This window comes from Marinobacter sp. HL-58 (genome assembly GCF_001314605.1).
Lineage (GTDB): Bacteria > Pseudomonadota > Gammaproteobacteria > Pseudomonadales > Oleiphilaceae > Marinobacter.
Genome location: NZ_LIHP01000016.1, coordinates 1 through 18,258, shown reverse-complemented (window position 1 = coordinate 18,258; position 18,258 = coordinate 1). Strand labels below are relative to the sequence as shown.

17 protein-coding genes are annotated in these 18,258 nt (G+C 50.8%); 15 read left to right on the top strand and 2 right to left on the bottom strand.

Annotated features, from left to right (window positions below; genetic code table 11):
* The first annotated feature begins 6 nt into the window (after positions 1-6).
* From HLUCCO03_RS12575 to wecA, 10 genes are all read left to right on the top strand, one after another.
* On the top strand, positions 7-831 hold the full coding sequence (locus tag HLUCCO03_RS12575) for a sulfotransferase family 2 domain-containing protein (protein ID WP_081813518.1): 825 nt from the start codon (positions 7-9) through the stop codon (positions 829-831).
* Positions 828-1,799: a glycosyltransferase family 2 protein gene (locus HLUCCO03_RS12570; RefSeq protein ID WP_027831517.1), complete on the top strand. Its 972-nt coding sequence runs from the start codon at positions 828-830 to the stop codon at positions 1,797-1,799. The genes HLUCCO03_RS12575 and HLUCCO03_RS12570 overlap by 4 nt, the downstream gene beginning before the upstream one ends.
* A gap of 112 nt (positions 1,800-1,911) precedes the next feature.
* Entirely contained in the window at positions 1,912-2,805 is an 894-nt protein-coding gene (locus HLUCCO03_RS12565) for a sulfotransferase domain-containing protein (RefSeq protein WP_051603813.1), read from the top strand.
* Positions 2,806-2,830: 25 nt separating this feature from the next.
* Positions 2,831-3,961 (top strand): glycosyltransferase, encoded by a 1,131-nt coding sequence (locus HLUCCO03_RS12560; RefSeq protein WP_027831518.1) that lies wholly within the window; start codon positions 2,831-2,833, stop codon positions 3,959-3,961.
* Positions 3,958-5,196 carry a glycosyltransferase gene (locus HLUCCO03_RS12555; protein ID WP_027831519.1) on the top strand — a complete coding sequence of 413 codons (1,239 nt, stop codon included), beginning with the start codon at positions 3,958-3,960 and terminating at the stop codon, positions 5,194-5,196. Before HLUCCO03_RS12560 ends, HLUCCO03_RS12555 begins: the two co-directional genes overlap by 4 nt.
* A complete protein-coding gene (locus tag HLUCCO03_RS12550) occupies positions 5,193-6,263 on the top strand; it encodes a glycosyltransferase family 4 protein (RefSeq protein ID WP_027831520.1) in 1,071 nt (356 codons plus the stop codon). Before HLUCCO03_RS12555 ends, HLUCCO03_RS12550 begins: the two co-directional genes overlap by 4 nt.
* A gap of 11 nt (positions 6,264-6,274) precedes the next feature.
* Complete coding sequence (locus HLUCCO03_RS12545) at positions 6,275-7,315, top strand: EpsG family protein (protein ID WP_027831521.1); 1,041 nt, start codon at positions 6,275-6,277, stop codon at positions 7,313-7,315.
* Between the two features lie 22 nt (positions 7,316-7,337).
* Entirely contained in the window at positions 7,338-7,622 is a 285-nt protein-coding gene (locus tag HLUCCO03_RS12540; RefSeq protein ID WP_027831522.1) for a hypothetical protein, read from the top strand.
* Between the two features lie 272 nt (positions 7,623-7,894).
* The gene (locus HLUCCO03_RS12535; protein WP_036197392.1) at positions 7,895-9,037 is read left to right on the top strand and encodes a glycosyltransferase family 4 protein; all 1,143 of its coding nucleotides are present in this window, start codon (positions 7,895-7,897) and stop codon (positions 9,035-9,037) included.
* A gap of 132 nt (positions 9,038-9,169) precedes the next feature.
* Complete coding sequence (gene wecA, locus HLUCCO03_RS12530; RefSeq protein ID WP_051603814.1) at positions 9,170-10,219, top strand: UDP-N-acetylglucosamine--undecaprenyl-phosphate N-acetylglucosaminephosphotransferase; 1,050 nt, start codon at positions 9,170-9,172, stop codon at positions 10,217-10,219.
* 11 nt (positions 10,220-10,230) lie between these two features.
* Here wecA and HLUCCO03_RS12525 read toward each other — a convergent pair whose 3' ends face one another.
* A complete protein-coding gene (locus HLUCCO03_RS12525) occupies positions 10,231-11,541 on the bottom strand; it encodes a bifunctional diguanylate cyclase/phosphodiesterase (protein WP_027831525.1) in 1,311 nt (436 codons plus the stop codon).
* A gap of 210 nt (positions 11,542-11,751) precedes the next feature.
* Here HLUCCO03_RS12525 and HLUCCO03_RS12520 point away from each other — a divergent pair, with 210 nt between their 5' ends.
* The 3 genes from HLUCCO03_RS12520 (at position 11,752) to HLUCCO03_RS12510 (ending at position 15,622) form a co-directional block, all read left to right on the top strand.
* The gene (locus tag HLUCCO03_RS12520; protein WP_051603815.1) at positions 11,752-12,849 is read left to right on the top strand and encodes an OmpA family protein; all 1,098 of its coding nucleotides are present in this window, start codon (positions 11,752-11,754) and stop codon (positions 12,847-12,849) included.
* Between the two features lie 120 nt (positions 12,850-12,969).
* Complete coding sequence (locus tag HLUCCO03_RS12515) at positions 12,970-15,087, top strand: Ig-like domain-containing protein (protein ID WP_027831526.1); 2,118 nt, start codon at positions 12,970-12,972, stop codon at positions 15,085-15,087.
* A 334-nt stretch (positions 15,088-15,421) separates the two neighbouring features.
* Positions 15,422-15,622, top strand: a complete 201-nt coding sequence (locus HLUCCO03_RS12510; protein ID WP_027831527.1) for a hypothetical protein — start codon at positions 15,422-15,424, stop codon at positions 15,620-15,622.
* 8 nt (positions 15,623-15,630) lie between these two features.
* On the opposite strand, the gene HLUCCO03_RS12505 is transcribed toward HLUCCO03_RS12510, so the two are convergent.
* Positions 15,631-16,038, bottom strand: a complete 408-nt coding sequence (locus tag HLUCCO03_RS12505) for a DUF6316 family protein (RefSeq protein WP_027831528.1) — start codon at positions 16,036-16,038, stop codon at positions 15,631-15,633.
* 309 nt (positions 16,039-16,347) lie between these two features.
* Here HLUCCO03_RS12505 and HLUCCO03_RS12500 point away from each other — a divergent pair, with 309 nt between their 5' ends.
* Positions 16,348-17,250 (top strand): hypothetical protein, encoded by a 903-nt coding sequence (locus HLUCCO03_RS12500; protein ID WP_027831529.1) that lies wholly within the window; start codon positions 16,348-16,350, stop codon positions 17,248-17,250.
* Between the two features lie 158 nt (positions 17,251-17,408).
* Entirely contained in the window at positions 17,409-17,945 is a 537-nt protein-coding gene (locus HLUCCO03_RS12495) for a hypothetical protein (protein WP_027831530.1), read from the top strand.
* Positions 17,946-18,258: the final 313 nt, after the last annotated feature.

The following is an 18,258-nucleotide window of genomic DNA, read 5'->3' as shown; positions in this document are numbered from 1 at the left end:
CACCTCATGATTATCAGTGAGAAGCACCGGTTTGTTTTTGTCCACATCCCGAAATGCGCGGGAACGTCGATACGTAACCCATTAACGCCGTTCAATGAGTGGCAGCTCGCGGGGCCGCCTTGGCAAAAAAAGAATTCGGTTCTAGGCACGCTGGATTACGGTCACATCCCCTTGTTTACGCTTCGCCATCATTTCCCGGCGGAGTTCGAGGCCGTGCGGGACTACTGGTCCTTTGCGGTCATGCGTGATCCGTTCGACCGCTTCGCCTCCTCGGTCTCCCAGCGGCTGAGAATGTACAGCGACCAGCCGATCCAGAAGCGCTCGCTGGACGAGGTCCGGTTGGTGATTGACGAGAGCATCGACTACCTGTCACGCCAGCCTCGGGAGGGGCACCTGCTACCGCCGGAATACATCCACTTCCAGAAACAGGTGGACTACATCCAACTGGACGGGGTTCGCGTTCTCGACACGATCTATACCGTGAACGAAATTAACGACCTGCTGCTGGACGTGGGGCGGCGGGTGGGACAGAACCTGGGGGAACCGGGCACGGAAGGAGGCGTGACGCAGGCCAACCGCACGGTGGTGTTCCGCAACGACCTTCTGCGCCGAGTGATCGAGACAGCCAGGCCCCTGACCGACCGCCTGGGCAAGGTCCTGCCGGAGTCCGTAAAGCAGCAGGTCCGTGAGCGCGTCTACGTGCCGCGCGACCAGCGAATGAAGGACCTTTTCGAAGCCGACGATGTACAAGCATTCGTCCTTGACTACTACGCGGACGACATTGCCCTTTGCCGGCATGTGAACCAGCACGAGAGGAGCGACGCGTCATGAAAATCTCCATTGCCATGGCGACGTACAACGGCGAAAAGTATCTCCAGGAACAACTGGACAGTTTTGTTGCCCAGGCGCGCCAGCCGGATGAACTGGTGGTATGCGACGACGGCTCCAGTGATGCGACGGTAGAGATATTAAGACAGTTCGCGGCTTCCGCCCCGTTTGAGGTCAAGATTCACGTGAACGAGTCGAATCTTGGTTATGCCAAGAACTTCGAGAAGGCCATGTCGCTATGCTCCGGTGACATTGTATTCCTGAGCGATCAGGATGACGTCTGGCTGGAAAACAAGCTGGCCGAGGTGGAGCAGGCGTTCCTGCGTAATCCGGACAAGATGGTCGTGATCAACGACCAGTTGATCACCGATGGTGAGTTGCGGGATAGCGGCGTCACCAAATTGCATAACGTAAGAAAATTAGGTCTTGGTGACTCTTGGTTTGTAACGGGTTGTTGCACTGCGTTACGGAAAAAGTGGCTTGATATCATCATGCCGATTCCGGTTGGTATGGATATGCATGATGCATGGGTCAATCGTCTTGCGGATTCAGTTGGTGTGCGGTTGATCCTTGAAAGCACGTTGCAGTTATATCGCCGACACGAAAATAACGTTTCAGAATCTGTTGCCGTCAAAAGCGGTAATAAAACTGCATCGGTTGTCAGTTTGTGGACAATGTATGGTCTGCGGGATGCGCGTGCAGGCTGGGAGAGAGACATACGAAACCTGGGTGAGTACAGCAAGCGCATTGAAGAACGACGCCCGGAGCTTGAAGGATGGGTCGCTGGAGAAACGGTGGATGGGTTTCTCGTTTCAATGAACGAAAAACGCGCTGCATTAAGCCGTCGTGTGGAATTGGCATCACTCCCTCGACGGCGACGGTGGCCGAACGTGCTTTCTTTCTGGTTTACAGGTGGATATCGACATCTCTCAGGTTGGAAAAGTGCCGCCAAGGACTTGATCCGACCGTGAGTAGGGCGCGGGTTTCGATAGAGATTCAATATGCACTTTATTGTGAGTTTCTTTATGATCCCGGAGTTTGCGTATATACGCTCAATGTCAGCTTTATCGGAGGAAGCAATGCATGAAAGCCCCTAACTTTTTTATTGTCGGCGCTCCGAAGTGTGGCACTACTTCTTTAGCAGAATGGCTTGGTGAAAATCCGCAGGTCTTCATGTCTGATGTCAAAGAGCCGTTTTTCTTCTCACCGGACGTTGTGCCATCTGATTACCAGACTATTCGTGATTACGAACGGCTTTTTTTTGGTGCTGGCAATGAGATTCGGGCGGTTGGTGAGGCATCAACCACATACCTAAGGTCTGAGCTGGCGGTTAAAGAGATTTTACGATACCAGCCTGCTGCAAAATTTATTGTGATGCTAAGGGATCCGGTCGAGATGGCGGTGTCGCTCCACTCGCAGGAGCTGTTTTCACTTAATGAGAATATTTCTGATTTCAGTCAAGCGTGGCTGGCTCAAGGAGACCGGAAAAAGGGATATAAGATTCCAAAGGCATGTAGGTCGCCGAACTTGCTTATGTACAAAGATATTTGTTCGCTGGGAACACAATTGAAGTCTTTGTTCTCATTGGTGGGTAGGGAGCGTGTTTGCGTTATATTTATGGATTCCCTGAGGCGCGATCCGCTTGGCTCGTTGAATGAGGTTGAGCGGTTTTTGGGTGTAAACGAGTCACTGAATATCGATAACACACCTAGAAATGTGAGGAAGACAAACAGGTCATTGGGGGTGGCGCGTGCCCTAAAGGCGGTTGAGTTTTTCAAATTGCGTTTCGGTTTTTCGGGTGGCACCGGGTTTTTGAGGTTTGCGCACAAGTGGAACAAGAGGAAATATAATGGTGAGCCCGTTGATTCGGAATTCCTAAATGCGGTGCGCGATGAGTTTCTTGATGAAGTTTGTCTTCTGGAAAGCTTGACTGGTGCAGATCTTTCTTCTTGGAAGAATGTTGGTAACCAAAAATAATTTTCCATGCGAAAAGTGATGCGTAATGCAAAAAATTAAAGTGCTTCACTGCCTTTACAGGGTGGGCTCAGGCGGAGTTGAGCAGAGGCGCCTGTCACTTGCGAGACGCCTTGATCGGGAACGTTACGAACAGCACCTGGTATGCACGAAGGCTGTTGGTGGACTCCCGGCCGAGTTCGAGAAGGCGGGTTGCATCATCCACGAGGTGGGCGAGTTCAACGGCATTCTTGATCGTCGCCCGTACAAGGCGACGCTGGAAGTGGTGCGGGAGCTTCGACCGCACATCATCCACGGGGCTGTCTATGAAGGAGTGGCTTTGGCAGCAGTGGCTGGACGATTCGGTCGTGTCCCCGTGGTCGTTGGGGAGGAAACTGTCGATCCCAAGTACAGGCGAGTAACAGGGCATTTGCTCTACCGTGCATTGTGTTCGATGACGCATCACTTGGTTGCTATTTCACCAGCGGTGCATGGCTATTTGGCGGATAGGATTTATAATCCCGACAAAAAAATAACGCTTATAAATAACGGCGTTGAAGAGCGTCAGCGACCTAATCAGGAAAAGTTAGAGGATATAAAAAATAAGCATGGTATCGGTGATGACAAAATAGTCATCGGTACTGTTGGGCGACTCTTGGACAAGCACAAGCGGGTAAGTGATTTGATCCGGGTATTGCCCCGTGTTCTTGAGCATACCCCAGAAGCTTGCCTTCTAATCGTTGGTGGAGGGCCAGATGAGGATGAGCTTAAGCAGTTGGCAGTTACATGTAATGTGGCTCATGCAACGATTTTTGCTGGGTATCAAGCAGACACTGCGCCCTACTATGCGGTAATGGATATTTTTGCTCTGGTTTCTGAGTATGAGGGGCTTCCTTTAGTAGTTCTTGAAGCCATGTTTGCTCAACTGCCTGTGGTGGCTACCAGTGTTGGGGGTACGCCTAGTGTGGTAAATGATAATAACACTGGTTTCTTGCTGAACCCTGGTGACGCTGAACGTCTTGCTGATTCCTTGTTTAAACTTTTGCGTTCTGCTGAGTTACGTCGAGCCATGGGTATTAAAGGTCAGGAGAGGGCAAGGTCTGAATTTAGCGCCGAGCGTTACGTGAGCGATGTCGACAAGCTTTATCAGCGCCTGCTCGCGGAGTGGAAGGTGACATGAAGGTACTGTTCATCACCTGGGACGGTCCTCAGGTGTCCTACCTGGAAGGGTTGTTCCTGCCCATCTTCCGCCGCCTGGCCGAGCATGGCTGGGAATTCCACGTGCTGCAATTCACTTGGGGCGATAACCAGCGCCTGCAACGGAGTCACCAAGCCTGCGCGGAGGCTGGGGTGTCGTATCGCGCGATTCAGGTGTGGCGCAGGCCGGTCTCGTTGGGTTCCCTGTTCACGGCGATCAAGGGGGCGCGAGACATCCGCCGCGCGGTCCGTGATTGGAATATCGACGTGGTGATGCCGCGGAGTACCTTGCCCTTGCTAGCCTCCATGAGGGCCCTGAGAGGGAAACAGATGCCGATGGTGTTTGACGCCGATGGCTTGCCGCTGGATGAGCGAGTAGATTTCGGCGGCATGTCCCCGACCGGCGTGGTCTACCGGTTACTGCGTGATGTCGAGGCGCAAGGTGTGCGTCGGTCGGAGGTGGTGTTGACGCGCACAAGTAGAGCGGCGGATATTCTGGCGGCACGAGCTGGCGCGGGCACCTCGCAGGAGCGATTTTTCCAGGTGGGAAACGGGCGGGATGCAAGCCGGTTTGCGCCGTTAGATGCCTGCAAGAGGCCGCAGATAAGGGCCCTGCTCGGTATTGAAATTGATGCGGTGTTACTGGTTTATGCGGGGTCTTTGGGGGAGCAATACTGCCTTACCGAAATGCTTGAGATTTTTTCGAATATTTTGCTCTGGAGGCCCGATGCGCGATTTTTGATTCTCACGGGGGTTCCGGAGATTGGCCACTTGGGAGTGGCGGCGTATGCCAAACTGAGGGAGAAGGTCATCATTCGTTCAGTATCCCCAGCCGATGTGCCGAATTACCTCGCGAGCGCAGATCTAGGACTTGCTCTTCGTCGGCCCATGTTTTCAATGCAGGGAGTAGCTCCCATTAAATTGGGAGAGTACCTACTATGTGGATTGCCGATAATTGCCACGAGAGGGATCGGTGACACGGGGCTAATCAATGAGGATGTTGGTTACCTGGTCGACGATCATGGTAGCAACTCCCTGATAGGAGCTGCGACCTGGTTTACTGATCGGGTGTTGAAGGATCGGGAAGGATTTCGGTCTCGTGCCAGAGAAATAGGGTTGCAGGGCCACTCGCTTCGAGCAAGTGTTGATTCTTATCGGCAGGCATTAGAAAGGGTTAGTCAAAGTTCATTGCAAGAAATACGAAACCCAAGCGGATGAAAGTTTTACTTTTATCCAAATATCCCCGCATGGGTGCAAGCAGTCGCTTGCGGTCACTGCAATATATTCCTGCTCTTGCTGAAGAGGGTGTTGAGGTTACCGTTAGTGGCTTGTTTGATGAGCAATACCTTAACTCGCTGTATGAAGAAGGCAATCGCCCCGGAATCCGCTCGCTCCTGCTTTATCTGAAGCGATTGTTTGTTCTCCTGACAGTCTATCGGTACGACTTGGTTTGGATTGAGAAAGAGCTTTTCCCCTTTATTCCTGCGATCTTTGAAAAGTTGTTGTCCTTTTCAGGGATTAAGTATGTGGTTGATTATGATGATGCCATCTTCCACAACTATGATCTGTCCAGCAATGGGTTAATTAGGACGGTACTAGGCCACAAAATTGATATCGTGATGGCCCACTCGGCCTGTGTGATCGCTGGTAATAAGTACTTGGCTTACCACGCAAGGCAAGCCGGAGCCTCTAGGGTGGAAATTATTCCGACGGTTGTAGATCATTCCCGTTATAGGCAAGCACGCACTGCTAAAAGCAACAACCTAATTATTGGGTGGATTGGTTCCCCTTCAACCCAGTGTTATGTTGTTGATATCAAAGAAGCACTTCGTGCGGCGTGCGATAAGTCATGCGCCCGATTGATGCTGGTTGGGGCTACAGAGGATGTGGTTGAACATTTCGCGGGCATCCCCGTTGACGTTGTTCCCTGGAGCGAAGATACGGAGGCGGAGAATATTGCCAAGATGGATGTTGGCATCATGCCTTTGGTTGATGGTCCCTGGGAAAAGGGCAAGTGTGGCTACAAACTGATTCAATACATGGCCAGCGGTGTGCCTGTTGTGGCGTCCCCGGTTGGGGTGAATGTTGAGATCGTAAATAACTATGGCTGTGGTTGCCTTGCCCAGTCAACAGATGAATGGGCTGCTTCGTTGCTAGAACTTCTCTCGGACCATGAAGTGCGGAACACATTCGGGCGTGCTGGCAGAAACGCTGTTGAGAAAAGATATTCTCTTCAGACTCAAGCCCCAATTCTTGCTGATATCCTCAAATCAGCAGCCAAGTAACTCCGTTTCTAATGCTACCTTATTGGCTATTTCTAATCCTGCCGGTTAGTGTCATTTTAACAAACCGCCGATTGTCCGAACGATCACAGTTTTGGGTCTGGTTTGCTGTTTGGTTGTTTTTTTCGCTCGCTATCGGGTTGCGGTTCGAGGTAGGTGGAGACTGGTTCTCATACCTTCGCCACCTCGATATGCGAGCCACCACTTCGTTTTCTGATGTCCTGGTGGGGTCTGACCCAGGCTATTACCTGATAAACTGGATTGTCGCCCAGTCTGGTGGCTCCATCTATTGGGTGAATACTGGCTGCGGGATGATACTTATGGCAGGGATTGTCCGTTTTGCCAGGGCGCAGCCCTTGCCTTGGCTAACGCTTCTGGTGGCGGTTCCCTATCTGATTATTGTTGTCGGTATGGGTTATACGCGGCAGTCAGCGGCACTTGGGCTTTTGTTGATCGGCCTTGTCTCTTTGGCTAATGCTCAGATCCGCTGGTTCGTGTTTTGGGTAATGCTCGGTTCCGCTTTGCATAAATCAGCAGTTTTGATGTTACCCGTTGCAGCTCTGGCCTCGACCTCCAATCGTTTCTGGAGCCTGCTTTGGGTGGGGGTGATGTCTTTGGTAGGCGGCTATCTTTTTGTGTTCGATTCTGCAGATAGGTTGTGGACTAACTATGTTGAAGCAGAGTATCAATCACAAGGTGGATTGATTCGGGTATTAATGAATTCGGTACCTGCTTTTTTGTTTTTTCTTTTACGCCGGCAATTGCGACTTACAGAGTCGGAGGACAAACTTTGGTTCTGGATGTCCCTTCTTGCCCTCGCTTGTATCCCCTTGGTAGCTTTATCCTCCACCGCTACAGACCGTGTTGCGTTGTATCTAATTCCAATACAACTGTTTGTGTTTGCTCGGCTGCCTTTTGTGATGAGTGATCCACGGCGTCGTGGTTTGGTGGTTCTCGGAGTTGTTGGGTATTACACGTTAGTGCAGGCGGTCTGGTTAAATTTCGCGAGTCACTCGTTTGCTTGGTTGCCATACCAAAATGTCGTATGGCTCTGAGCTGTAAAGCCGCAAGTAAATCATGGCTGTAGTCTCGAAACTTGCCATAGCCCTGATATCGCCTCTGGGTATGTCGTTATTCGGTGGTTTGCTGGCTTTATTGCTTGCCATTGCTGGCCGTAGGCGACTGGCGTTCTGGTTAGGTGCAGTGGCGTTGCTTTGGTTGTGGTTCTGGTCTTTGCCAATGGCCAGCAATTGGGTCCGAGGCTATCTTGAGGATCAACACCCAACGATGTTGGTTCTGGAGGTGCCCGAAGCAGAGGCCATGCGACAGTTTATGGTGGCTCCTGGTGTTAAAGCTTCTTGATCAAGCCCCCGGTCAATCCAAAGCTTTGCTAATCACCAATACCATCGGCTTCATGGGCTCAGCCAACTGCTAAAGATGAAGTAGTCTTGGACAACTTTGTCACTGGCCACCAGCGAAACCGGAATGCGGCTCGCAGCCTAGATGATCAGTGGACGCGGTTTCATTTCCTTGAGAGAGGTGTCCGGCATCCCCGGCTGGATATTAGCAAGGTGGTGAGTGATTTGGGCCGCGCTTTGGTAACTTGACCCTTGAGCAGGATTGCAGGAGCACGTTTGAACCCGGTCGTTTTTCTTACCTCTAATACCTCCTGGTATTTGTATAACTTTCGCCGCAGCACCATTGAGGCTTTGCGAGAGCAGGGCAACCGAGTTATCTGTCTGTCACCGCCGGATGATTTCAGCCAGAGGTTAGCGGATGAGCTAGGAGCGGAGCATGTTGCGCTGCCCCTGGATGGCAAGAGTACGGGTGCATTACAGGAGCTTCGCAGCCTATGTTCAATTCGGAAGGTGATGCGTCATTACCGGCCCGATCTCGTATTCAACTTTACCGTGAAGATGAACATTTATTGTGGCCTGGTGTGTGCGCTCCAGAATATTCCGTTTGCTAACAACATCTCAGGACTGGGCACGGCATTCATTCACGATTCCTGGCTGTTCCGGCGAGTAAGGCAGGTTTACGGGCTAGTTAATCGGCGGGCGCTGCATCTTTTTTTTCAGAATGAGGAAGACTTGGCGGTATTCCGGAGCCAAGGCTTGTTAGGCGACACGCCATATACGCTTTTGCCAGGCTCCGGGGTGGACTTGCAACGATTTCAGGCTTCGCCCCTACCGATAGGCGGTCCTTTCACTTTCATTATGATAGCCCGTTTGCTGGGAGATAAGGGTGTTCGAGAATATGTGGAGGCGTGCGGGAAATTGAAAGCTCAAGGGCTGAATGTGCGTTGCATTTTGGTAGGGCCCTTGGGAGTGAGTAACCGCACCGCGATTTCGGAAAGGGAAATTAGTCATTGGCAGGATCAGGGGGTTGTGGAATATACCGGGGCAACAGATGATGTTCGCCCCTTGCTTCAGCAAGCCCATGTGATGGTGTTGCCCTCCTACCGAGAGGGTATGCCTCGGACCGTTTTGGAAGCTGCCGCCATGGGCCGCCCGGCCATCGTAACCGACGTGCCGGGCTGCCGTCATGCCATTGAGCCAGGGGTAACCGGGTGGTTATGTGAGGTACGAAATACTGAGTCATTGGTGGCACAGATGAAAGGAGTTTTCGAGAAGGGGCCTGATCACGTAATTCGAGCCGGAGTTGCAGCGCGCTCAAGAATGGAGGCGCATTTCAGTGAGGCAGTCGTTGTAAAGGCCTATTTGGACTGTTTAAAAGCTTCAAGCTCTTCTTCCATTAATCATGAAAATACAGTATAAATTAATCTAGGCGATAATAATGCTAGATGTCTTTCATGTGACTTCTGCAGCAGATGACTGTAGATAGTTCATTATTAAATAAACTCTAAAATACAGTATAAAACATACTATACGATAGGCATGGAGGCTGCTATGAGCCTTGCATACGTTACCTTGGTACTCGCTGGCCTGTTCGCATGGATGTCGCTGGTCTTGTTGAAGCCGATTGCCGTTCACGTTCAGTTGGTCGATGTGCCGGATCAAAGGAAGCTCCATTTTGGCGCGGTTCCTCTGGTGGGCGGACTGAGCGTGTTTTTTGGTCTGCTCTTGGCGTGGATCCTGTTAATGCCATTGGACTTCGGGTATGGCTCGTTCTTCTTGTGTTCATTTGCGTTGGTAATGATCGGGGCAGTGGATGACGCCCGGAATTTACCCGCAGGCTTTCGGCTGCTTGCGCAGGTGCTTTTGGCTATTATTCTGATTGCTGGGTCAGGGCTTCATTTGAACACCTTCGGTAATTTGCTGGGATTCGGGCCTATACACTTTGGAGTGCTAGTGGGGTCGATCATTACGGTGGCGGCAATTATCGGCTCTACCAATGCATTTAACATGATGGATGGTATTGACGGGCTGGCGGGCTCAATGAGTTTGGTAGCGTTGCTTTCGCTTGCCTATCTGTTCAGCCAGCAGCCAGGGTTTGAGCTGGAATTGGTGTTGTCGCTGGGGATTTCGGCTGCTCTGGTTCCCTATCTGGCCGCAAACCTACGGTTATTCGGGTTTCGCCAGAAAATATTCATGGGGGACGCCGGCTCCATTTTTATCGGCTTTGCCATTGTGTGGTTATTGATTAATGGTACTCAGGCGGATGCACCTGCTATGCGGCCGGTAACGGCACTATGGGTGATTGCATTACCACTGATGGATATGGTGTCTATTATGGTCAGGCGCGCGCGCAATGGTCAGCCGATGATGCGAGCTGACAGGGAACACCTTCACCATGTATTTTTGCGCGCAGGTTTCAATCAAACCCAAGCGTTGGTATCTATTGTTGGCGCTGCAAGCCTATTAGCGATGGCTGGCATTCTGGGAGAACTGTTTCTGGTCCCTGAGTGGCTCATGTTTGCGTCCTTTCTTGGCTTGTTCACTTTTTATAGCCGGCTTTTAGGTCACATCGGGCGCCTACGAGTTTTGATTCACGGTTAATTTATAGTTGTTTATGCCGGCAACATACCCAGCGCGCTCAGGGCCGGTTTTGGCTGAGCCAGGAAGAACCCTTGACCCTGCTCGCAACCGAGGCTTTGGAGGAACGTCTGTTGTGCTTTGGTTTCCACACCTTCTGCAGTCACGACTAAGTCGTAGGCCCGGGCAAGACTGATAATAATGCGGATCAGGGTCTGACCCTGGTCTGAATCTATGTCGCTTATGAACGATTTGTCGATTTTCAGTTCGGTGGCTGGTATGAATTTTAGATAGCTTAACGCTGAGTAGCCGGTGCCAAAATCGTCAATGGCGATAGCGTACCCAAGAGCCCTGAGATTCTTGAGATTGGGCGCGACCTGACAATTGCGCTCCATAAGTACGCCCTCTGTCACCTCCAGGATTATAGCAGATGGTTCAACGTCAGCTGCACTTAGAATTGCGTTAAGGTTGCCAGTCAATTCGGGATCGGAAAAATGACCGGCCCCGATATTTATGGCAATTGGCGGTGTGGCAAGACCAAGAAAATTGCGCTCAGCAATCAAGCTGCATACCGATCTTAATACGAAAAAATCCAGTTGCTGCCCTAGCAACGATTGCTCAGCAATGGAGATAAACTCATCCGGCATGACGCATCCAAGCTCACTGTCTTGCCATCTTAATAGTGCCTCGAAGCCGACAATTTCCCGTGTGGCGAAGTCCAGTTTGGGCTGAAGATAGACCTCCAGTTTGTTGTTCAGGATGGCAGACTTTAAAGCCTGCTCAACGTCGATCGTTCTCTGCATTCTGAGGTGGAACCCGGGATTAAAAAAAGCGATTGGATCCAGTTGTAATTTGGATTGTCGCAGAGCGCACTCAGCCAGATCAGGCAGTCGTTCCGGGTTGTTCGAGTCGTGGGGGCAACGGGCAACGCCGATATTTGCGCTGAGTGTTATATGTTGGCCGCCAATCTCAAAGGGCTTTTCCAGTGTGTCCTGTATTCGATAGACGTAGGTGAGCAGGTCTTCTTTGTTGCAGGCGTTGAGTAGGATGAGCAGTTCGTCTCCCGCGGGGCGGCAATATCTATGTTCTGTACCAACAGCACTGCGTATCCGGTGCGCTGCAGACCGAATAAGGTTGTCTCCAATCCTGCGGCCGAACTTCTGGTTGATTAGCCCAAAGTGCTCAAAGTCCAGATGGATGATCGACAGACGCGGTGTCTTTGTCTGGGCCTCTAGATGTTTCGCAAGACCAACCCGGTTAAGAAATTGCGTGAGCTGATCCTGATCTTCACTCGCACTGGACGTCTTTGATGCGCAGGCATTCGTTTGTGTCAAATTTGGTGTCATCGGTATCCCTCCTGCTGGCCCCCTGTTGCTCCGTGGGCTGACTGCGCTGAGCGTGGAACCTGGGTTGGCATGTTCATGGATTATCCATTTATAAAATTTGATTTGACAATCAGGTAACAATAAATGCTTACAAGCGCAACTGAAAGTATTCAAAAATAATATGACCTAATGTATGCTGACACAAGAATTAAAACAGCCTGGAGGTTTGATATGCGCGCTTTACCAGTGAAAGGGGTCGCTTTGGCGGTAATTTTATTGCCGGGGGTGGCCTTTGCCAAAGATGATTTTCCAATGGAATACAACTCAGTGGGAATCGAGGGCAGTTACATCGATTCCGGTAACTCAAGAGATAAAGATGAGACCAGCGACAATTTATCCAACTACGGAACTTTCGGCCTGAACTTCACCCGCCAGTTCAACCCCAAGGTAAGCATGCTGCTTCAGGGGACATACGCTGAACCGGAAACCCGCAATACCAACATCGACGTTGACATGCTGCGATTCTCTCTTGGCGGCCGTGTGCATCCTGGTAAATTTCGCCTTGGTGGTTGGCGGCCTTTTGGAGGTGCCGGATATAGCTATACGGACTTCGACGTAGATCAAGCCGTAAACTCCAAAACTGAAGATGCGATCTATGCGGAAGGAGGCTTTCAGCGCATGGTATCGCAGCGGTTTTTGATTGAGGCTGGTGTTCGCGCAAGAGCTGAATTGGAAGATGGTTATTTGGATGGTGAGTACTTTGCTGGTGTGCATTACATGTTTGGTCGCGAGTATCCAAAAGCACCGAAGTCAGAGGTTGTTCTGCAAACCAAAAGAGAGCCGAAGGTTGCCCCGCCTGAAGACTCTGATGGTGACGGCGTAATCGATGACATCGATAAATGCCCCGACACACCGGAGGGCGCTTTGGTTGATTCCGATGGGTGCGCGAAGGAGTTGACTAAGGAGGTCCGCGAAACTCTGTATGTTGAGTTTGAGCTGGATAAAACAGAGGTGCGAAGTGAATTCTTCCCCGAAATCGAGAAGCTTGCTGATGTGATGAAGCAATATCCATCCAGCACAATTTTGTTGGAAGGACATACGGACAGTTCAGGCTCCTCCAGATACAACCAGCAATTGTCGAAGAGTCGCGCAGATGCCGTTATGAAGGTTCTGATTAATGAGTTTTCGATTGACTCTGATCGGATCAACACAACTGGCATGGGGGAATCCCAGCCTATTGCTTCCAACGACACGGCTGAAGGTCGTGCCAAAAATCGTCGCGTAGAGGCGATTGTTTCTGGCGAATATTCTGAAATCATTAAAAAGTAACTTGCAGAGGACGCAGTCATGACGAGTAAATCGAAACATTGGGTACCCCTCGCGCTTGCTTCAGTGATAGCTCTGGCAGGATGCGGTGATAGCGGTAGCAACGGGCCTAGCGAGCCCCGCTTGGACGGAGACGAAAGTACTGGCAACGATGGCGGGAACGGCGACAATGGAAGCGAACAGGAAATCTTCTGCAGTTCCGGGGATACAACTTTTGAGGTTGCCGAGTTCGTTCCTGAGAATGGCTCACAAAATGTTGAACCCAATCGCAGTATTCGCCTGACGTTTAATGCCGAAATTGATGAAGAATCCGTCAGCCAGAATTCTTTGCCGCTGACAATTGATGGCGATGCAACAATGGTTGCTTCTTCGTATAGCGTCTTGGGCAAAACGGTTGTTATCAATCCGGACGAAGATCTGAATGCCAATACCGATTATGTAGTAACTGCAACCACCGAGCTACGTGCTTTATGTGACTCAGAAGGTGATCTGGTCAAGAGTCTTGTTGACAATGATTCAGCTGAGTTCACGACAGGTGAGGAAATTGACGACCAGGGGCCGGAAGTGGTGAGTGCTTCGCCAGATGATGGCGAGACCTTGGCGCCTGTAGACTCTTCGGTCTTCGTTGAGTTTGATGAGGAAATTGATCCACAGTCAGTGGATGAGAATAATTTTACTGTGTCGGAGCTTGATGAAAATGGGGACGTGGTTTCCTCCGTTGATGGAGAGATTAATCCTGTTGGCAACTCCATTGAGTTTGTTCCCAGTGCTGACCTGAAAGGACAGACGTTTTACGAGATTGCAGTAGACACTTCCATTACTGATCTGGCAGGTAATCCGCTCGTGGAACAGGAGCAATTCACGTTCCGCTCTGGTGGGTTAGTTGTTTTGCTTAATGACAGCGTCGTATCACAACTCGGTCCTCTTGACGAGGCTTTGAATACGCTGGGAGGGACACTTCTTGAACCCCTGGCTTTTGGTAACGAGGATGATGGGCTGGACAGTCTTGATAACGCGCTGTTGCTGCAGATCCCCTTGCTGACGGGGCTGACTGACCAATTGAGTGGTGTTGGAGATATTGGCGACTCCGACTTCTCTACAACGAACATAAACGGTACAGAGTTCGCAGAGTTTTCAAGTGCATTGGTTGCGGTCTGCGACCCGAAAACGGTTACTCCATCGCCTGATTGCACAGTCGCCCTTGACTTGGATCTTGATCCAGACCAGCTGCAAAGCCTCGCCGATACCTTTACCGAAGGTAACCCGGAGCAGATACCGGCCCTTATCGAGGCGCTCGGGGAAAGCTTGGCCACAGGAGATTTCAATAATCTGCCTCCTGAGCTTTCCGACGTTCTCGGTAATGAGCTGTCGGAGTCTGAAGGTGTGATTGAGTTGCGCCTGGTTGACGATAGTGGCACTCCGCTCCCAGAGCCGGCAGAAGAGGGCCTGCAGACGGTACTTGACGGCTTGAATGCGATTCCGGTGCTGGGCGATTTGGTGGCCCAGGACGACGGCGCGTCACTGGTGGATCTTGGCCTGCTTGAAGGCTCTCTGCTGGGTGTTGATCTGGGTGAGCTGGCAACGGCTGACGTGTTGAGTGGCACTGAGCAGATCATCGGCGATCAAGGTGTTCTCAACCTGGGTGGTTCGCTCTTTGACTTGCTGCTTGAGCGGATTCCGGAGCCGGGTCAGGGTGCTCCGGGTGGCGATCTGCCGCTGTCGCCTGAAGATCTGCCGCTGATCGGAGATCTTCTGAACATGGAAGGTGGCAGTCCCCTGGATCCGAACCAGCTGGGTGAGCTTTCTGAGCTGCTGATGCTGCCGGACGACTTTGAGTTCGAGCCTGAGACTGTGCCGCTGGTAGGCGATATTCTCTCAGCGCTGCCGAGCGATTTCCCCGGTGAGTTCCCTGATGGTGGTGCAGACCAGCTGCCGCTGATTGGCGACCTGGTTATGCTGCTCGATCCATCCAATCTGGGTGATGCGGACGGCGGCGATCCGCTGACGTCTGCCCCTTTGCTCGGGGATCTGGTGGAACAGCTGCTTGCATTCAGTGATGGCGGCGGTGAAGCTGATCCGGGGTCGCTGCCTCTGATTGACGACTTTGCCAGGCTGCTGGACGACGAGGCTCTGAGTGGCGACAGCCCCCTTGCCCCGCTGACCGACGTGCTCAACCCGGATCAGTTGAGAGATGTGACCCTGGTTGGTGGCCTTGTGGATCTGTTGAATCCGGAGAATTAACCGAGCCGTACGAAAAACCGCAGGGCCATGAACTGACCGGCAGTCGCCGGAATGCATGGCCCCGCGTTCAACAAGGCCTGAGTTCTGTGTTAAACATGACTCAGGCCTTTTTGTTATGGTTCAGCAACCGTGGTCGTGGATAACTTATACCTAAGAATAACAATCAGAGCTTAAAAACGCTTTCCAGCATGTCGCCCGAAGACCTGGGTATTCATTTTGAGGAGGCAGCAAAAACTCTGCGTGGGGCGGGTCTTGGGCAGTTTCAGCGCAACGCCAAAATCGTATATTTCCTCGACGGACTCCCGTCGTATTTTGACTGGCTTTCGATTTCGACGTGGCACTGGAGGTGCTGAATCAGGCGCGGGATGAAAATGCGTTGCTGCACCACATTGACTACGACGAGTGGCATGGCCAATCAACGGTGGGGGCGGTGCACAAAGTGGCTGTTCGTGAGAATGACAAGCGGCTGATTGCTGTGATCGCGGATCTCATCGAAGAAACTCTGGACCGGGTGTTCGAGCAAATAGGAGCTTGATGGAAGCGTCAGTCTTCCTGAAGGTCACTCCATGTGTTCTCGTCAGACGCTTCGGCCTCAATGCAAAACGCGCATAGATCTTTTTTACAGGTTTCGGGGTCGTGAATGAACATGCCGTGGGTGACTTGCGGGGAGTAAGGCCTCTCTTGATTAGACTTTGTGAGCGAGAGATAGGCCAACAAGGCGTCTTGAGCGTCTACTTCAGTAGAGTAAGGCCCGAGATCATCTTTTTCGCGGGTTCGAGCAAACCAGCCGACAGATGTTTTGACCAGTCTTGATCGATCATCGCGTGCATGGCCATCGTCAGGTTCTTCGGCGGACACACTGTCGTCAGCTACAGCTGGCTTTTGCTCATGTCGGGTTTTGTTTTGAGTTTTTTGGTTTTTCTTTGAAAAGAAGCGAGTAAATTTGGACATACCACCACTGCTTTTGAAAAGGCCACTGCCCCGGGGCATTGTATGGGGCAGTGGCTAAGGGTTGAGCGGGTTCGCTCGCAGAGCCGGGAGGCTCTTCATAGAGTATACAGTATGCGGTATATTTTACAAGTCGTATAGGTACATTTATGCTGACATATAAAACCTATTGTCTTTTGTAGTAAATTGATCAGATGCTATTGGCTTCGTCTTGACGATTAGTTTTAAATATCAGGGAATTGTAATGATCATGAAATATGCTGTTGTTGAAAAAAACTATGGGAGATATCTGAAAATAGTAAGGAGTTTGCTATGTCTCAGTTAGACCCTGACAAGCGAATGTTGATAACTCGAAAACTTGAGGGCATCGGGTACGGTGCGACAGCTTCAGAAGCGATAAGCACTACTAACTGCCTGCCCCCATATCAAAGGATTACCCAGCTCCGGAGTGAGTTCTCGGATCTTGTTGGTCGAATTGAAAAGCAAGAATTAGAGCACATGGGTAAACATGTTCTCCAGGGATTGATACAAACGGCCATAAATCTCGGCTACACCCATGGGTCTCATAGTTTGTTGTGGCGCATGCCGCAAGAGCGGTCTGCAAAACCTTCTCCTGTTCCGCCGCAATATGAGGTGGTTTTGGAGCGAAAAGACCTTGAATCAGAATTTTTAGTGACTGTGCTCAAGTTAAGAGATTACTCTCAGCCAGTTGAGGATGGTTTAGCTGGTTACGAGGTGATCGGTCGTTGCTGCTCCCGGGTTGATGTCGCTCTGTTTAATGAAAGAATCTTGGCAGTCGTGGGCGATTCTCCATACTCGATGAAACATGAGGCAACTGGTGAACAACTCGTTTATCGGATGATGGGTAGTGGAGTTCCTAGATTTCTCGGTAGTTTTGTAAGTCCCATAGAGAAATTTCGGCAGCAAGAGTTTGATGTGTCAATGTTGGTGGAGGCCTTTGACGTTTCTTTACCGGAACGCGACATTGTGAGTCAGTATGCGATTGGGGAGCTGTTCCGTTCTCAATTGACGTGGCTTGACCTTTCCCAGTTGGAATTGCAACACGCTTCCTACGACGGGCTGTTCGCCATTGCCCAACTCAAAGCGGGGTCTTCGAACCAGCGTAATGAGGTCGCTGTGTTTCACGAGAGGATAAACGAATGGACAAAATCTGCCAGAAATCTGGGACATTTGGAAGGTTCGATGACACTTTGATAGAAATTTAACAGGATGGCGCTACAGGATAGTAGGTTCACTATTTGATGCTATAAATCGGAAAATGACGCCAAGTCTTTACATGATCCTGTTTGGAATTCTTCCTTGATAAGCTGTGGATAATCTGATCCAGAACAACCTTTGGAGCGCCAACAAATATGACTAACAATCAGAGCCTCAATCACGTCGCGTACATGTCTTTAGAAGATTTGCGCGCTCATTTTGACGAGGCGGCAAAAACCCTTCGAGGCGCAGCTCTTGGGCAATTCCAGCGGGATGCCAAGCAGGCCTTTTGTCAAGCTTGCTATGAGGGTGATATTAAGAAGATCGTATATTTCCTTGATGGACTTCCATCCTATTTCAGTTGGTTTTCGAAGGACTGCCTGACCGATTATCGGGGCATATCCTGGGCCTGTTTTGGGAAGCAGTTTGAGGCGATCCGGCTGTTAGCCTCACGGCAGTGTCCGGAAGTTTTCCTGGGCTATGATTTTGATGTTGCTCTCGAAGTGCTGCACCAGGCACGGGATGAGAGTGCACTGTTGCGCGACATCGAATACGACGAGTGGCACGGTCAATCGACGGTGGAAACAGTGCATAATGTGGCGGTTCGTGAAAATGATAAGCGGCTCATCGCAGTGATTGCAGATTTCATCGAAGAAAATCTGGACTGTGTGTTCGAGCAGGTAGGCGCTTAACGGAGCTAGTTCAAGCTTTTTGAAGGCCACAGCATGTGTTTCCCTGTTGGTCATTGGCTCACGTTTGCGAGCCAGGTTCTTCATGGTTTTTCAGCGGATACATTTCCCCTTAGAGGAGGCAGATCTTTTGCTCATGCTCGGTTTCCGGGTGGTTGCATTTTATTCACAAAAATGCAGTATATATAATGCGATACGATAATTTATATTTGATGATCTAGGGAAGGTCTGAATAACTGCTGATATTTGCCGATCTTGGGTTTAACCGGCAAAAAATCGAAGATTCAGACACTATTTTCCCGTTATTTGTGTGTTT

Coding starts and splice junctions, on each gene's coding strand:
- HLUCCO03_RS12500 (WP_027831529.1), top strand. CDS start 16,348: ATGTCTCAGTTAGACCCTGACAAGCGAATGTTGATAACTCGAAAACTT.
- HLUCCO03_RS12565 (WP_051603813.1), top strand. CDS start 1,912: ATGAAAGCCCCTAACTTTTTTATTGTCGGCGCTCCGAAGTGTGGCACT.
- HLUCCO03_RS12525 (WP_027831525.1), bottom strand. CDS start 11,541: ATGACACCAAATTTGACACAAACGAATGCCTGCGCATCAAAGACGTCC.
- HLUCCO03_RS12550 (WP_027831520.1), top strand. CDS start 5,193: ATGAAAGTTTTACTTTTATCCAAATATCCCCGCATGGGTGCAAGCAGT.
- HLUCCO03_RS12495 (WP_027831530.1), top strand. CDS start 17,409: ATGACTAACAATCAGAGCCTCAATCACGTCGCGTACATGTCTTTAGAA.
- HLUCCO03_RS12555 (WP_027831519.1), top strand. CDS start 3,958: ATGAAGGTACTGTTCATCACCTGGGACGGTCCTCAGGTGTCCTACCTG.
- HLUCCO03_RS12570 (WP_027831517.1), top strand. CDS start 828: ATGAAAATCTCCATTGCCATGGCGACGTACAACGGCGAAAAGTATCTC.
- HLUCCO03_RS12505 (WP_027831528.1), bottom strand. CDS start 16,038: ATGTCCAAATTTACTCGCTTCTTTTCAAAGAAAAACCAAAAAACTCAA.
- HLUCCO03_RS12560 (WP_027831518.1), top strand. CDS start 2,831: ATGCAAAAAATTAAAGTGCTTCACTGCCTTTACAGGGTGGGCTCAGGC.
- HLUCCO03_RS12520 (WP_051603815.1), top strand. CDS start 11,752: ATGCGCGCTTTACCAGTGAAAGGGGTCGCTTTGGCGGTAATTTTATTG.
- wecA (WP_051603814.1), top strand. CDS start 9,170: ATGAGCCTTGCATACGTTACCTTGGTACTCGCTGGCCTGTTCGCATGG.
- HLUCCO03_RS12575 (WP_081813518.1), top strand. CDS start 7: ATGATTATCAGTGAGAAGCACCGGTTTGTTTTTGTCCACATCCCGAAA.
- HLUCCO03_RS12545 (WP_027831521.1), top strand. CDS start 6,275: ATGCTACCTTATTGGCTATTTCTAATCCTGCCGGTTAGTGTCATTTTA.
- HLUCCO03_RS12540 (WP_027831522.1), top strand. CDS start 7,338: ATGGCTGTAGTCTCGAAACTTGCCATAGCCCTGATATCGCCTCTGGGT.